Source organism: Aquimarina macrocephali (assembly GCF_051627225.1).
Taxonomy (GTDB): domain Bacteria; phylum Bacteroidota; class Bacteroidia; order Flavobacteriales; family Flavobacteriaceae; genus Aquimarina; species Aquimarina macrocephali.
Genome location: NZ_CP151795.1, coordinates 432,354 through 448,146, shown reverse-complemented (window position 1 = coordinate 448,146; position 15,793 = coordinate 432,354). Strand labels below are relative to the sequence as shown.

Below are 15,793 nucleotides of genomic sequence, written 5' to 3'. Positions count from 1 at the left end.
GAATAAAAATTGAATGTAAAAAAACTTTTATCAATAATCAAAGTTTCGTTTTATACTTTTGTTGCAGTGATACATTGAAAATTTTAAACGTGTGAATTTACTGCGAAAAATACTTTTACCATTTGTTCCTTTTTATTTTCTGGCTACCTGGTTGAGAAATAAATTATATGATCTGGGGATTAAAAAATCTACAACATATGACTTTCCGTTAATAGTAGTAGGAAATCTAAGTGTAGGAGGAACAGGTAAATCGCCGATGATAGAATATTTAGTGACTTTGCTTAAAGATAAGATACCATTAGCAACACTTAGTCGGGGATATAAAAGAGAAACCAAAGGGTTTAAACTGGTTGATACGTCTTTTACTGCAAAACAAGTAGGAGATGAGCCGCTTCAGTTTAAAAGAAAATTTACAGATGTTGTAGTGGCGGTGGATGCTGATAGATGTAGTGGAATTTCTAATTTAAGATCATTAACACCCAAGCCAGAAGTAATTTTACTAGATGATGCTTATCAACATCGTAAGGTAAAAGCAGGGTTCTATATTTTGCTTACTGCTTATTATGATCTCTACTGTAATGATATTGTCTTACCTACAGGAAATTTAAGAGAACCGAAAAAGGGAGCTGACCGGGCTGATATTATTGTAGTTACAAAATGCCCCAATCCATTATCTTTTGAAGAAAGGAAAAGGATTACGGATAAACTAGCAATAAATTCCAATCAGGATTTGTTTTTTACCACTATTGATTACGGAAATAATATCGTAAATATTTCTGAAACAAAACCAATCAACTCCTTGCAAAATATCCACTTTACATTGGTAACCGGTATTGCTAACCCTACTCCTTTGTTAGATCATTATACTTCTTTAGGGTTGAAATTTGATCATATTAATTTTCCTGATCATCATAATTTTACAGATACTGAATTAAAAAAATTGAATACTCTAGAATTTATTATTACTACAGAAAAAGATTATGTGAGATTGGCTCCGGATATTTCTGAAAAGAAACTATGGTATCAGCCAATAGAAGTAAGGTTTATAGAAGGAGCTACTTCTTTTGATGATAAAATATTAAAGTTTATTGAAAAAAAATAAGACCCTTTTAAAGGGTCTTATTTTTTAATTCTGGCTAACTCAAATAAAGTTTATATTTATAAACTCGGTTAACCTTTTTCAAAAGCTGTGCCAAATCACGAGGCTGTGGCCTGTTTTTTTACCAATGCTTTGTGAAGTTTTGTAAAGAACTCTTCGGTTTTATATGGTTTTGGTATAATATCATTAAACCCATTATCATAGAATTCATCTAGATTATCATCCAGAGTAACTGCTGTTAATGCTATAATTGGAATTTCTTTGTTGAATTTTCTAATTTGTTTTGTAGCTTCAATTCCACTGATTCCTGGCATATGAATATCCATAAGAATGAGGTCGAAGGTGTTTTCTTTTGTTTTATTTACTGCAATATCACCATTATCGGCAACATCACATTTTATCTCATTCTTTTCTAAGATTTTTCTTGTAATTAATTGATTGATTTTATTGTCTTCTACCACCAATATGCGTTTATCAATCATTATACTGTAATCAATTTTCTTAGCCTCTTCGGTATAATTAGTGCTTTTGTCTTCAAAAATATCGAATTTAAGATCAAATAAAAATTTAGATCCCTTGCCCAATTCACTTTCTAGTTTGATTTCACTATCCATTAAGGATAACAAATTTTTCACTATCGATAACCCTAGACCTGTACCACCAAATTTTCTATTAATTTGTACAGAACCTTGAGTAAAGTTTTCGAAAATACTAAGTTGTTTCTTTTCTGATATTCCTACTCCATTATCTTCAATTTCAAAACTAAGTGAGACTTTGTTTTCAATTTGACTAATGGGTTTTACTCGTATCCAAATATCCCCGTTTTGCGTAAATTTTATAGAATTTCCGATAAGATTGATTAAGACTTGAGAAACTTTAAGAGGATCTCCTTTAAGTTTAGTCGGGATAGACTCGTCAAACTCGTAATGTAAATTATTATTTCTGTCTTTGGCAGATTTACCTAGAGCTATTAATACATCGTTTATTCGTTTTTTCAGATTAAATGATGTGTTCTCTAATTCTACCTTGTTTGCCTCAAGTTTATTGAGATCGAGAATATTATTAATTAATGACAAGAGATATTCTCCAGAAAATTTGAGAGAATTAAGATGTTCTTTTTGGTTAGGTGTAGGGCTTTCTTCAAGTAACAGATGTGTTAATCCTGTAACAGCATATAATGGTGTTCTTAACTCGTGTGTTATTGTAGAGAGGAATTGAACTTTGGCTTCACTAGCTCTTTCTGCATTCTCTTTTGCTAGTATAAGTTCTGTGTTTTTATTTTGTAATAATTCATTTGCTCTCGCTCTGAGATTATTATTTTTATAAAGAGAAAGAGTTAAAAGGGACAATATTGTTATTAAAGCAATACTTAGTATTGTGGTAAGACGTCCTAATTTTAAAGATCTTTGCTGTTGTATGTTTTCTTCTGTCAATTCTTCTATTAGAACATTGTTTTCATTTAGGTTTAATTTTGCGCCTGCTTCTTGAGCTATGATTTCTTTGTTGGTATTGAATAGAGCATCTTTTATTTTTTCGTGTGCTCTAAGGTTTTCAAGAGAAGCGGGATAATCTTCTTTTCGTTCATAGATCTGGCTATACAGTTCGAAACATTCTGATCGTATTTCTGCATACTCCATATCTTCACCAATCTTCATAGCCAAATCATTGGTTTTCATGGCTTCATCGGGCTGGTTTATTGATAATTGTGCTCTAGCTTTATTGGTGTAGAGTTTTGCTTTAAAATAATGCTGATCAAATGAATTTATAATAGGAAGTCCACTATTAAAGTGTTTTATAGCCAATTCGGGATTTTCTTGAGCAAGTGCTAAAAGTCCAAGGTTTAATTTTATAGGTCCTTCCTGACTTTTGAAATCTTTTTTTTTGGCTATTATAAATGCGTCTTCAAGAAATTTTAATGCTGTTTTATATTTTTCAAGCTTTGTAGCAATTGATCCATATATGGTATATGAAGAAACAAGCATAAATTCATCATTGGTTTCATTCTGAAAAGCAATAGCATCAAGAATTTGCTCTTCAGCTTTTTTTAGATCTCCCAATTCCCGATATAGCTTAGCAAGTACCATATTGGTTTTTGCTATATAAATTTTGTCTTGTTGTTGTAATGCAAGCTCTTTTGCGTTGATAATATTAGAAAGTGCAGGTTCTAATCTAGTTTGATCAATAGATTGAGAAGCATTTTCCAAATAACTCTCAATAGAGTCATTCATTTGATTGTTTTCTGAGAGCTCAGACGTCTGTGCATAACTAAAAAAACAACAAATAAGTAAAAATTGCGCTATAAAGTATTTGATTTGGGTTGGCATTTTTCCTCTGAAATATCTCAACTAAGATAGTTATTTCTTACAAATGTTAATAATTAAATCAATTATTCTATTACTATATCCTATTTCATTGTCATACCAACCTATGATTTTTACCATTTTTCCTATCACAGAAGTCATTAGAGAATCAAATGTGCAAGAGTATGGATTACCAAGTATATCAACAGATACGATTGGGTCTTCTGTGTATGATAAAATACCTTTTAGGCTAGTTTGAGAAGCTTTTTTAAATTCGTTGTTGATTTCTTGAATAGAAGTTTGCCTTTTAACATTAAAGGTAATATCTGTGAGTGATCCATTAGGAACAGGAACCCTTATACCACATCCTCCTATTACATCGCTTAGCTCGGGGAAAATTTTTGTTAATGCTTTTGCTGCACCGGTTGTTGTGGGAACTATAGATTGACTGGCAGCTCGTGCCCGTCTTAAATCTCTATGAGGTTGATCGTGTAAACTTTGATCAGTAGTGTAGCTGTGTACAGTAGTGATATAGGCTTGTTCGATGCCACATAAATCATTGATCACCTTGATCATAGGTGCTGCATTGTTTGTGGTGCAAGAAGCATTAGATAAGATAGTTTCTGACCCGTCAAGGACATGGTCATTTACACCCATAACAATAGTTTTTATACTATCTTCTACAGATGGAGCAGATAAAATAACTCTTTTTGCACCAGCCTTTAAGTGTTTTTCTGCATCGGGTTTGGTTTTAAATTTCCCTGTTGATTCGATAACAATGTCTATATCATATTTTTTCCAGTTGCAATGTTCTGGATCTTTTTCATTAAGTAATGGGATTGATGTGCCTTGTACTATAATATGATCTTTGGTATGAGATACCTCAAAAGATAAAATACCATGTATACTATCATATTTAAGAAGGTGACTTAATGTTTTTGAATCGGCGAGGTCGTTTATTGCTACAACTTGTATGCTAGGATGATTGATTAATAATCTAAACAAGTTACGGCCTATTCTTCCAAAACCGTTGATAGCAATTCTAATAGGTGTATTCATTAAATCCTTACTACTGTTTTTTTGGATTAAGTTAAATGCTTTTGAGCTTTATATGAAGATCTTACCAAGGCACTACTTTCTACATGCCTGAATCCCATTTCTAAACCTATTTCTTCATATTTTTTAAACTGATCCGGAGTTATAAATTCTTTTACAGGAAGATGTTTTTTACTTGGTTGTAGATATTGCCCTATAGTAACAATGTCTAAACCTACTGTTCTAAGATCACTTAGTGTTTGTATAACTTCATCTTCTTTTTCTCCAAGCCCCAGCATGATTCCGCTTTTTGTACGTTCAATACCATTTTCTTTAAGATATTTCAATACTTGCAAGCTTTGTTCATATTTGGCCTGGATGCGAACTTCTCGAGTCAACCTCTTTACAGTTTCCATATTATGAGAAACCACTTCTGGTTTTACTGTAATAATTCTATCTATATTTTTTGTTTTCCCTTGAAAATCTGGAATTAATGTTTCTAATGTAGTTTCTGGATTCATTCTACGAATAGCTTGAATAGTTTCTGCCCAGATAATTGACCCACCATCTAACAAATCATCTCTATCTACAGATGTAACAACAGCATGCTTTATATTCATCAATTTTATAGATCGCGCTACTTTTTCGGGTTCTTCCCAATCTACAGTTTCTGGTCTTCCGGTTTTAACACCGCAAAAACCACAGGAACGTGTACATGTATTACCTAATATCATAAAAGTAGCAGTTCCTTCACTCCAGCATTCTCCCATATTAGGACAACTACCCGAAGTACAGATGGTATGTAGGTTATACTTATCTACTAATCCCCGAAGTTCTGTGTATTTCTTTCCCGTAGGAAGTTTAACACGTAACCATTTTGGTTTTCCTTTAGGAGGTGCTACGCTAGCAACATTGTTATTCATACAAGCAATATTTTTAGCAAAAATACAAAGAAAGCTTAGATTAAAATGAAGTTTTGAATAAAGTTAATAGATCATTACAAGAGGTATCTTAAATTTTAAAAAAGAAGTACGCTATTAAACTATGTTATGTTAAAGGAAATAGGGGTTGTAATTTCTAGATATTTCTTCTTACAGTAAAACCATATCTATACAAAGTCTTAACATCAGGTTAAAATTAAGTTAACATAAAATTTTTTTTGAATTTGACAGTTATCTTTTTTGATAAAGAGAAAAATCATGCCCGAAGAATTGGTAAGTCTTAAAAAAACAAAAAACAATCGAAAGCGTGTAGAAAAATGGTTGCTTAATAATCAGAGGTATATTAATATCACTGCTATAGAAAAAGAGATTTCTGCACCAAAAGGATTGATACAAAAGTTTGTGAAATACGATAAAAAAATCAACGACAAATGGATTGATCCATTGTATGGTGTTATCAAAAGGTTTACTTCTTTTACCTTGAGATAGTTTTTTGTTTAAAAATTAGTGCTTTGCATTAGTAATTATTTCAGAAAGTAGTTTTCTGGCCCTCAATAACTTTACTTTGACATTGTTTATAGGTTCGTTGAGGTGATCAGCAATTTCTTTATAACTCAATTCCTGAAAATACCTTAAGTTAATTACTTTTTGGTAATTAGGTTTTAACTGTTTAATGTAGAGAAGTAGCTGAGCTAAATTTTGCTCGGTAATTAGTTTGTCTTCTGGAGTTGGATTATGATCGATGATCTTATATACAGCATCGTCTACTTGTGTTGTAGTTTTGGATTGTATTGATGCATTTTTTTTTCGCAATAGGTCTATATGGATGTTTTTTGAAATCTGAATCAACCACGTTTTAAAGTTATATTCTTCTTTAAACGTGTTAATTTTATCAAATGCTCGAGAAAAACTTTGTATAGTTATGTCTTCAGCTTCATACTCATCTTGAGTTTTTTTCAACTGAAAATTGTAAACATCATTCCAAAAAGTGTCAAGAAGGTAATTAAAAGATATTTGCTTCCCTTCTTTAGCTTTTTTTATATGATCTTCTAAGAGGATGAGATTTTCTTTTTTCAATGCATTGTTTTTGAGTGAAATAGATAATCGATAAAATGCTATTCAGCGTGTTTTTCTTCGTTACAGTTTGAGTACTGATCTGGAGTTTTGCCACAAAGAGAACATGATTCACCATCCTTATTTAAAAATGGACTTTGACTTGCACATGTACCAGCAAATTTACCATCTTTTTTCGCCCATAATTTAATTGCGATACCACCAAATGCTAATAGTAATAAAACAATTGTAAGTAATAAAAGCTTCATAATAATATTAAAAATCAAAATTGGTTACAAAGATACAAAGAATGTATGGTATGGCTAAGAAGCTATTAAACAAAAAATTAAGAATAATGTATTAATTCTTGATTGATATCAGTTTTTTTTGATTAGATATACTCATTTAATGCTTTAATTTCATATAATATTAACTTCAGTTTCAAGAAGAATATCGAATTTTTCTTTTATGTCGGTTAAAATTCTTTTGGATACATTCAAAATTTCATTTCCAGAGGCATTATCGTAGTTTACCAAAACCAAAGCTTGTTTTTCATGCACTCCTGCATCACCCCAGCGCTTTCCTTTAAAACCAGATTGCTCGATCAACCAGCCTGCCGGAATTTTAATATGCTCTTCATCTATTTTATAAAAAGGAATGTTAGGATATGTTTTTTGAAGCCTGGTAAAATGATTAACATCAACAACTGGGTTTTTAAAAAAACTACCACTGTTTCCGATTTGCGAAGGGTCGGGGAGTTTGCTTTTGCGTATTGCGATCACTGCTTCAGATACATCTTTAATTGTCGGTTTGGAGATTCCCTGATCGATCAAAGCATTTTCTATAGCGCCATAGCTTGTGTTAAGAGTATGTTCTTTTATGGTTAATCTAAAGGTAACTTTTGTAATTATATATTCACCTTTTGCATCGTTTTTAAAAACAGAGTTACGATATCCAAATTTGCAATCTTTATTTAAAAATATATGTTTCTTTCGGGTAGTAATATGAATCGCTTCGCAACTCGTCATTGTATCTTTAAGTTCTACACCATAGGCACCAATATTTTGAATTGGAGCACTGCCAACATATCCGGGAATTAGAGATAAATTTTCTAACCCACCGTAGTTGTTTTTGATACAGTATTGTACAAAATCATGCCAGTTTTCTCCAGCATTTACAGATACAGATACATAATTGTCTGATTCTTCTGTAACTGTAATTCCTTTTATAGCAATATGTAATACTAACATGTCAAGATTTTTTGTTAGTAGCATATTGCTTCCGCCGCTCAAAATGAAAAGAGGGTTTTTGTTGTTTTTTGAAAGCATAGTATCAAGTTCGGATTCTGATGTAATAGCTGCAAATTCTGCGGCAATGACATCAATTCCGAAAGTGTTGTACTTTTTTAAGGATTTATTATATTCAATTTTCACACGTTTAAATTTTAGTAATTATTTGATGATAAATTAATTATAAAATTGAGAACATGTATAATCACTACGCTCTCTCATTAAAAATTTTAAACATTTCCTTTTTGGAAAATATACTTGACATTTTTTAATGTTAGTTTCATCGATCATTATATTTTTCAAGGGCTATTTTTAATATTTCAATTGCCTTTTTAAGATCTCTTCTATTTAGAACATATGCTATTCGTACTTGGTTTTTTCCTTTGTCAGGACCCGAATAAAACCCAGAGGCTGGCGCCACCATAATAGTTTGCTTATCTAAGTCAAATTCATCCAGAAGCCATTGTGCAAAGTGATCAGCATCTTCGATTGGTAATTCTGCAATACAGTAAAAAGCACCTTTAGGAATTCCTACTTTTACTCCTGGGATTTCTTTAAGACCAGCTACCAGGGTATCTCTTCTGGCTTTATATTTTGCAACAGTTTCTGTATAGTATGATTCTGGAGCTTCTAATGCTGCTTCACTAGCAATTTGTGCAAGGGTAGGAGGGCTTAGCCGTGCTTGTGCAAATTTCATAGCAGTTTCCATTACACTTTTGTTTTTACTTATCATACATCCGATACGTGCCCCACACATGCTATATCGTTTAGAGACAGAGTCTACAATAATGGCATGTTCATCAAGACCTTTTTCTTGTAATATCGAGTAATGTTCTGAATCGTCATATACGAATTCTCGATACACCTCATCAGAGATCAAAAATAAGTCATATTTGATAGCAAGTTCTGCTAATTGTTTTATTTCTTCTTTGCTGTAAAGGTAGCCCGTTGGATTACCAGGATTACAAATTAGTATAGCTTTGGTTTTTTTTGTAATTAATTTTTCGAACTCTGCAATAGACGGCAAGGCGAATCCAGTTTCTATTTTAGAAATAACAGGAACTACTTTAATAGTAGATTGCGTCGAAAAACTATAATAATTTGCATAAAAAGGTTCTGGAACTATAATTTCATCACCAGGGTCTGTAATACTACCCATGGTAAAAATTAATGCTTCGCTGCCCCCGGTAGTGATTAAGATATCATCAGAGGACACATTAATATCATGTTTTGCATAATAGCCAGCTAATTTATTTCTAAAACTTTCAAATCCGGCAGAGTGACTATAAGCTAGAATTTCTAATTTATGGTTTCGTACGGCATCCATGGCTTCAATCGGTGTTTTTATATCTGGTTGACCGATATTTAGACGGTAAATATGTTTACCTTCTTTTGTAGCTTTTTCTGCAAAAGGAACTAATTTTCGAATTGGTGATTCGGGCATAGCTCTACCTTTATGCGATATTATTGGCATCTGATCTGATTTAAAAAAATAAAATAGCGGTAAATTTCTTAAATATTTTAAGAAATTGGGGCATACTTGATACTATTTTTTAGCTATTTTTTTATATTTAATGCGATCAAGCTTCTGTGACTTAATTTTTTTCTTTTATGAGAGGTAGACTTTTAATGATACTTTTGCTTTTCAATTTTGTTCTTCATGCGCAAAATGATTTCAGATTACCTTTTAGAAAAAACAACACTAAGGTTAAATTCCAATTAATAAATAACCTTATTGTTATTCCTGTTGTTGTAAATGGCGCTAAACTTTCTTTTATTCTGGATACTGGTATTGGGTCTACAATTGTTTTTAGTGTTGATGATACAATTTCTTTGAAACATAAAAATATTTCAAAGATTCAGCTTAGAGGATTGGGTAATGATGACCCGGTAGAAGCAATACGATCTGTTAATAATGTGATGACGATTGGAGAAGCGTTAAGTATTAATCATACCATTTATCAGGTTTTGGATAAATCTATTAATTTTTCACCTAGAATGGGAACTGTCATACATGGGGTTATTGGCTATGATTTTTTTAAAGATTTTGTCTTTGATATTAATTATACAAAAGAATTTATAAAAGTTTATAGGCCAGAATCTTATGCTTATAAAAAATGTAGAAAGTGCTATCGTGCTAAGCTTGATCTAAGAGATGAAAATAAAAAACCATTTGTAATTGCAAAATATCTATCTGAAGAAAAATTGATTGATGTTAATCTTTTGCTGGATTCGGGTTCTGGATCTTCTCTCTGGTTGTTTGAAGATGTAAAAAAAGGTATTAGAGTAACAAGAAACTCGTTTAGGGATTTTTTGGGTAAAGGGTTTAGCGGAAATGTATACGGCCAAAAAACTAAAATCAAAGAGTTTCATGTTGGTGATTTTATATTGAAAGAAGTAAAAGCTTCTTTTCCAGATTCTATTTATATACAGAGAATGTCTCTCGATGATAGAGAAGGATCGTTGGGAGGTGATATTTTACATAGATTTAACCTTATTATAGATTATTCTCGTCAGAAAATATCTTTTAAAAAGAATAACTTCTATAATAAGCCTTTTTATTACAACATGAGTGGGCTTACTATTCAGCATAGAGGTTATACAGCTGTAAATGATTACAATGTTAGTGGTATAAAAAAAGAAGCTTATGTAGAAAAAAATGAAGCTTATCTGGGAGTAGATAATATGGTAAGTGAACAAAGGTTAGTGGTTTCAAATAATTTTGTACTTAAGCCTAAATATGAGATTTCTAATATTAGACTTGGTTCACCGGCAGATCTTGCAGGTTTAAAAAAAGGAGATGTTATTTTGCAGGTGAATGGGAAAAATGCGTATAGATATAAACTCTCGGATCTTAATAACCTGTTTTCTTCTGAAGAAGGTAAAAAAATTAAGATAAAAATAGAACGATTGGGAGTAGAAATAAAGTGCGAATTCTATCTGAAAAAGATAATCTAATTAAAGAATAACTTATTTGAATTTGTAAATCCTTATTTAGTTTGTAGGTTTTTCAACTATATTTTTTATATTTAGAGTAATGAAGGTATTTCTACTAGATTTTTGTCATTTTCTTAAAAGTAAGATTTTAGTACTATTTCTGATCTTTAATGCCGCTCTTTTTGCTCAAGAAAGCTTCCAGTTGCCTATTGGGAAAAAAAGTGATAAGATTAGATTTGAATTGGCAAATAACCTTATTGTAGTTCCTGTTATTGTAAATGGTGTCGAACTTTCCTTTATTTTAGATACTGGTGTTGGATCAACAATTATTTTTAGTGTAGATAATAAAAGTTCCTTAGAGCTTAAGAATGCTTCGAAAATTTACCTTAGAGGGTTAGGTGACAATAAACCGGTAGAAGCCATAAAATCAATCAATAATGAGGTAAGGATAGGTGATGCGGTTAGCACTAATCATAAGATTTACCTGGTTTTAGATGAATCAATTAACTTTTCTCCCAGAATGGGATTTCCTGTACATGGCATTATAGGTCATGATTTTATTAAAAATTTTGTTTTGGACATTAATTATGCAAAACAGTACATAAAAATGTATAATCCAGGATCGTATACATATAAAAAGTGCAAAAAATGTTATCAAACTAAAATTGATTTTAGAGAAAAAAAGAAAAGACCATTTATTACAGCTCAATATGAATCTGCTAATGGATTGATTGATATTAATCTTTTATTAGATTCGGGGTCTGGCTCTTCGTTATGGTTATTTGAGAATAAAGAAAAAGGAATATATGCTGGTGATAATTCCTTTAGAGATTTTTTGGGTAAAGGTTTTAGCGGAGATATATATGGAGAAAAAACTAAGATTAAAGAACTTCATATTGGTGATTTTAAAATGAAGGAGGTAACAGCTTCATTTCCGGATTCTATATATATACAAGGAATATCTTTAAATAATAGGCAAGGGTCTTTAGGAGGAAATGTCTTAAGAAGATTTAATCTTATTTTAGATTATACTCGCAAGAAAATATCTTTTAAAAAGAATGCCTTTTTTAATAAACCTTTTCATTATAACATGAGTGGGCTTACTATTCAGCATACTGGTTTTACAGCAGTAAGAAACTATAAAGAAGAAGACAGGGTATATTTAGGACTAAATAAATTAATAAACCAAAAAACGATCGAACTTACAAATAACTTTATTCTTCAGCCTAAGTATGAAATTTTAGATGTTAGACCCAATTCGCCAGCCGATCTTGCAGGTCTAAGAAAAGGAGATGTTATTTTACAAGTAAATGGTAAAAATGCATATAGGTATAAACTTTCTGATCTAAATGATATGTTTTATTTTGAAGAGGGAAGGAGAATCAAGATGAAAATAGAACGATTAGGGATAGAAATAAGCTACAATTTCTCTCTTAAAAAAGTAATTTGAAAACAAAAAAAAGGATACTCTGGAGTATCCTTTTTTTTGTTGCTATTTATTGTATAAGTGTTTAGTTTTTCTTTTCTAAAACACTTTTATCAAGTACAGTTCCTTTAATTTTTATAGCCATTGTAGGAGTATCTCCTGCGTTGGATGTTACTGTGATAGTTTTGCGAATTGGTCCCACTCTTTTGGTGTCATATTTAACTTCGATAACACCAGATTCTCCTGGAGCAATTGGTTGCTCTGGTTTTTTAGGAATGGTGCATCCACAGCTTGAATATACTCTGGAGATGACTAAAGGAGCATTTCCTGTATTTGTAAATTCAAATTTGCGTACACCGTCACTGCCTTTGGCGATTTCGCCATAATCAACAACTTCGGATTTAAATTTTATTTGTGCTTTATTAGTGTCTTGTGCATTTAAGGTTGTGCCAAGAACACCAATAAATAAAATTATCATTATTTTTTTCATGATGTAGGTTTTTATTAAACGTAAAAGTACTTACTTTTTATTCAACTGCAAAATGAAGCCTAAAAGTAAAAGGTCAAAAGCTAGAGGTGTGAGGTTAGAAATTTTAATATAATGCAGGCTATAAACTATTATATTTTTATAGGTGCATTATTTAATTTCATTACTCGGTTTTTTTTAAATTTTCATATTTCTAACTTCGTACTTCATACTTTAATAAGTACTTTTGCACTTCTAAACTCAAAAATTAGACCAAAGTATGTCTTTAGCAGGAAAATATGATGCAAAATCGGTAGAAGAAAAGTGGTATGCCTACTGGATGGAAAATAACTATTTTCATTCAGAGGTTGATGAAAGAGAAGCGTATACTATTGTCATTCCGCCGCCAAATGTTACTGGTGTTTTGCATATGGGACATATGCTTAACAATACAATTCAGGATGTATTAATCCGTAGAGCCCGTCTAAAGGGGTATAATGCATGCTGGGTACCGGGAACTGATCATGCATCAATAGCAACAGAGGCTAAAGTCGTTGCTAAGTTAAAAGAAGAAGGAGTTGATAAAAACGATCTTACCCGAGAAGAGTTTTTAGAACATGCCTGGGAGTGGACCCATAAACATGGTGGCATTATCCTGGAGCAATTAAAAAAATTAGGAGCATCTTGTGATTGGGAGCGTACTGCTTTTACAATGGATGACAACTTGTCTTCGTCTGTAATTAAGGTTTTTGTAGATCTTTATAATAAAGGATTGATTTATCGTGGCTATAGAATGGTAAATTGGGATCCCCAGGCTAAGACTACTTTATCTGATGAAGAGGTTATTTATGAAGAAAAACAAGGGAATTTATATTACCTGAACTATAAAATAGAAGGAACAGAAGATACACTAACTATTGCGACCACTCGACCAGAGACAATTATGGGAGACACTGCAATATGTATTAATCCAAATGATGATCGATTTACACATCTTAAGGGTAAAAAAGCTATTGTGCCTATCGCTAACCGCATTATACCTATAATCGAAGATGAATATGTGGATATGGAGTTTGGTACAGGGTGTCTTAAAGTGACACCTGCTCATGATCTTAACGATAAGACTTTGGGAGATAAGCATAATCTAGAAGTTATAGATATCTTTAATGATGATGCTACATTGAATTCTTATGGATTGCAGTATGAAGGAAAAGATCGTTTTGTGGTTCGTAAAGAGATTGTAAAGGAACTTGAGCGTATTGGAGTACTTGCAAAAACTGAAACACATCTTAATAAAGTAGGGACTAGTGAGCGTACCAAAGCTGTGATCGAACCAAAATTAAGTGATCAGTGGTTCTTAAAAATGAAAGACCTTGCTCAGCCAGCATTAGATGCTGTTTTAGATAAAGAGGTAAACCTGGTTCCCGAAAAATTTATAAATACCTATCGGTACTGGATGGAAAATGTTAGAGATTGGAACATTTCACGCCAGTTATGGTGGGGGCACCAAATACCGGCATATTTCTATGGGGATGGCAAAGAAGATTTTGTAGTAGCAGAAAGTAGAGAAGAGGCTTTGGTTTTGGCTAAAGAAAAGACAGGAAATACCGAGTTGACCAATGCAGATCTTACTCAGGATCCTGATGCTTTGGATACCTGGTTTTCTTCTTGGTTATGGCCTATGAGTGTTTTTAACGGTATTTTAGAACCAGATAATAAAGAGATCAATTACTATTATCCAACTAATGATCTGGTTACTGCACCAGAAATCTTATTCTTTTGGGTAGCGCGTATGATTATTGCTGGATATGAGTATCGAGGAGAAAAACCTTTTACTAATGTATATCTTACAGGTATTGTAAGGGATAAGCAACGCCGTAAAATGTCTAAATCTTTAGGTAACTCTCCAAATCCTTTGGACTTAATAGATCAATATGGAGCAGATGGTATTAGGGTAGGAATGTTACTAAGTTCTCCTGCAGGGAATGATTTAATGTTTGATGAAGACTTGTGTAAGCAGGGTAGTGCCTTTGTTAATAAAATATTTAATGCCTCTAGACTTATTCTAGGGTGGGAGATTGATGCTACTATAGATCAACCAGAATCTTCTGCTATGGCGATAGCATGGTATACCTCAAAATTTCAGAAAACACTCTTGGAACTCGAAGATAGTTATACAAAATATCGTATTAGCGATGCTTTGATGACTACGTATAAGTTGGTGTGGGATGATTTCTGTAGTTGGTTATTAGAAATGGTTAAACCTGCATATGGGAGTCCCATTGATGGTAAAACATACCAGGAGGTAATCAAAATTTTAGAAGATAATTTAAAGGTTTTACACCCTTTTGTACCTTTTATTTCTGAAGAAATATGGCAACAGATCACAGATAGAACACCAGAAGAAGCATTGATCATTGCCAGTTGGCCAGAACCACAAGCAGTTGATGAAAATTTGATTGCAGAATTCGAGATTGCGGCAGAAGTAGTTTCTGGAATTAGAACAATACGAAAAGAGAAAAATATAGCGTTTAAAGAAACTATCGAATTATCTGTATTAAATAGTGAAAATAATAGCGCCTCTTTTGATACGGTAATTAGTAAGCTCGGAAACTTGTCGGCATTAAACTATGTAGATGCTAAGGTTGAAGGAGCACTTTCTTTTAGAGTGAAATCTAATGAGTATTTCATTCCGGTTTCTGGAGCGATCAATGTAGAAGAAGAAATTAAGAAATTAACTGATGAACTATCGTATACAGAAGGTTTCTTGAAATCTGTTCAGAAAAAACTACAAAATGAACGCTTTGTAAATAATGCACCAGACCAGGTTATTGCTAACGAAAAGAAGAAACAAGCTGATGCCGAAGCTAAAATTGCTACTATAAAGTCAAGCCTTAAGAGTTTGAGCAATTAGATATAATTAGGTAGTATAATAATTAATAAAAAGGCCTTGATTTATATAAATCAAGGCCTTTTTATTAATCGGTTATATATTTATTTACCAATTCGATATATTTTTCTTTGGCTTCTTTTGGGGTAAGATTTTTTGCTTGAAAAAATGCATTTAGTTTAAATGCATTTCTAAGTTCGCTATCCCCTGAAGGAGTGAAAAAACCTTCTGTATGCGTTGCTCTTTTGTAATATGCATAGAAATGAAGCATAACATCGGGTGGCAATTGTATTTTAGTATTGCAGGCACGCTTATATGCGTTATCGAAGGCAATATTTAATTCTTCTTCGGTCATGA

Annotated in this window: 14 protein-coding genes; 5 read left to right on the top strand and 9 right to left on the bottom strand. The window is 32.1% G+C overall.

The annotated features are described in order from the left end of the window. Positions 1 to 91 precede the first annotated feature (91 nt). The gene (gene lpxK, locus AAFU52_RS01980; RefSeq protein WP_024770778.1) at positions 92 to 1,102 is read left to right on the top strand and encodes a tetraacyldisaccharide 4'-kinase; all 1,011 of its coding nucleotides are present in this window, start codon (positions 92 to 94) and stop codon (positions 1,100 to 1,102) included. Between the two features lie 95 nt (positions 1,103 to 1,197). Here lpxK and AAFU52_RS01975 read toward each other — a convergent pair whose 3' ends face one another. The 3 genes from AAFU52_RS01975 to lipA form a co-directional block, all read right to left on the bottom strand. Further along, positions 1,198 to 3,327, bottom strand: coding sequence for a response regulator (locus AAFU52_RS01975; RefSeq protein WP_084050378.1), 2,130 nt, complete (start codon positions 3,325 to 3,327; stop codon positions 1,198 to 1,200). A gap of 126 nt (positions 3,328 to 3,453) precedes the next feature. Then, on the bottom strand, positions 3,454 to 4,458 hold the full coding sequence (gap, locus tag AAFU52_RS01970) for a type I glyceraldehyde-3-phosphate dehydrogenase (protein ID WP_438425037.1): 1,005 nt from the start codon (positions 4,456 to 4,458) through the stop codon (positions 3,454 to 3,456). 26 nt (positions 4,459 to 4,484) lie between these two features. Next, positions 4,485 to 5,357: a lipoyl synthase gene (gene lipA, locus AAFU52_RS01965; RefSeq protein ID WP_438425034.1), complete on the bottom strand. Its 873-nt coding sequence runs from the start codon at positions 5,355 to 5,357 to the stop codon at positions 4,485 to 4,487. Positions 5,358 to 5,633: 276 nt separating this feature from the next. Between lipA and AAFU52_RS01960 the strand changes: the two genes are divergently transcribed. Then, positions 5,634 to 5,864: a hypothetical protein gene (locus tag AAFU52_RS01960; protein WP_024770774.1), complete on the top strand. Its 231-nt coding sequence runs from the start codon at positions 5,634 to 5,636 to the stop codon at positions 5,862 to 5,864. Between the two features lie 15 nt (positions 5,865 to 5,879). Here the strand turns inward: AAFU52_RS01960 and AAFU52_RS01955 are convergent, their stop codons facing one another. From AAFU52_RS01955 to AAFU52_RS01940, 4 genes are all read right to left on the bottom strand, one after another. Beyond that, entirely contained in the window at positions 5,880 to 6,452 is a 573-nt protein-coding gene (locus AAFU52_RS01955; protein ID WP_024770773.1) for an RNA polymerase sigma factor, read from the bottom strand. A 38-nt stretch (positions 6,453 to 6,490) separates the two neighbouring features. Continuing rightward, a complete protein-coding gene (locus AAFU52_RS01950; RefSeq protein ID WP_024770772.1) occupies positions 6,491 to 6,697 on the bottom strand; it encodes a hypothetical protein in 207 nt (68 codons plus the stop codon). A gap of 150 nt (positions 6,698 to 6,847) precedes the next feature. Further along, complete coding sequence (murB, locus tag AAFU52_RS01945; RefSeq protein WP_438425030.1) at positions 6,848 to 7,861, bottom strand: UDP-N-acetylmuramate dehydrogenase; 1,014 nt, start codon at positions 7,859 to 7,861, stop codon at positions 6,848 to 6,850. 136 nt (positions 7,862 to 7,997) lie between these two features. Then, complete coding sequence (locus AAFU52_RS01940) at positions 7,998 to 9,191, bottom strand: pyridoxal phosphate-dependent aminotransferase (protein WP_024770770.1); 1,194 nt, start codon at positions 9,189 to 9,191, stop codon at positions 7,998 to 8,000. Between the two features lie 137 nt (positions 9,192 to 9,328). On the opposite strand from AAFU52_RS01940, the gene AAFU52_RS01935 reads away from it, so the two are divergent. Further along, on the top strand, positions 9,329 to 10,675 hold the full coding sequence (locus AAFU52_RS01935; protein WP_084050370.1) for an aspartyl protease family protein: 1,347 nt from the start codon (positions 9,329 to 9,331) through the stop codon (positions 10,673 to 10,675). Positions 10,676 to 10,754: 79 nt separating this feature from the next. Further along, positions 10,755 to 12,104: an aspartyl protease family protein gene (locus AAFU52_RS01930; protein WP_438425026.1), complete on the top strand. Its 1,350-nt coding sequence runs from the start codon at positions 10,755 to 10,757 to the stop codon at positions 12,102 to 12,104. Positions 12,105 to 12,165: 61 nt separating this feature from the next. On the opposite strand, the gene AAFU52_RS01925 is transcribed toward AAFU52_RS01930, so the two are convergent. After that, entirely contained in the window at positions 12,166 to 12,570 is a 405-nt protein-coding gene (locus AAFU52_RS01925) for a DUF1573 domain-containing protein (RefSeq protein WP_035092068.1), read from the bottom strand. A 256-nt stretch (positions 12,571 to 12,826) separates the two neighbouring features. Here AAFU52_RS01925 and AAFU52_RS01920 point away from each other — a divergent pair, with 256 nt between their 5' ends. Next, positions 12,827 to 15,460 carry a valine--tRNA ligase gene (locus AAFU52_RS01920; RefSeq protein WP_438425024.1) on the top strand — a complete coding sequence of 878 codons (2,634 nt, stop codon included), beginning with the start codon at positions 12,827 to 12,829 and terminating at the stop codon, positions 15,458 to 15,460. A gap of 64 nt (positions 15,461 to 15,524) precedes the next feature. Here AAFU52_RS01920 and AAFU52_RS01915 read toward each other — a convergent pair whose 3' ends face one another. Beyond that, positions 15,525 to 15,791: an acyl-CoA-binding protein gene (locus tag AAFU52_RS01915; protein WP_024770766.1), complete on the bottom strand. Its 267-nt coding sequence runs from the start codon at positions 15,789 to 15,791 to the stop codon at positions 15,525 to 15,527. Positions 15,792 to 15,793 lie beyond the last annotated feature (2 nt).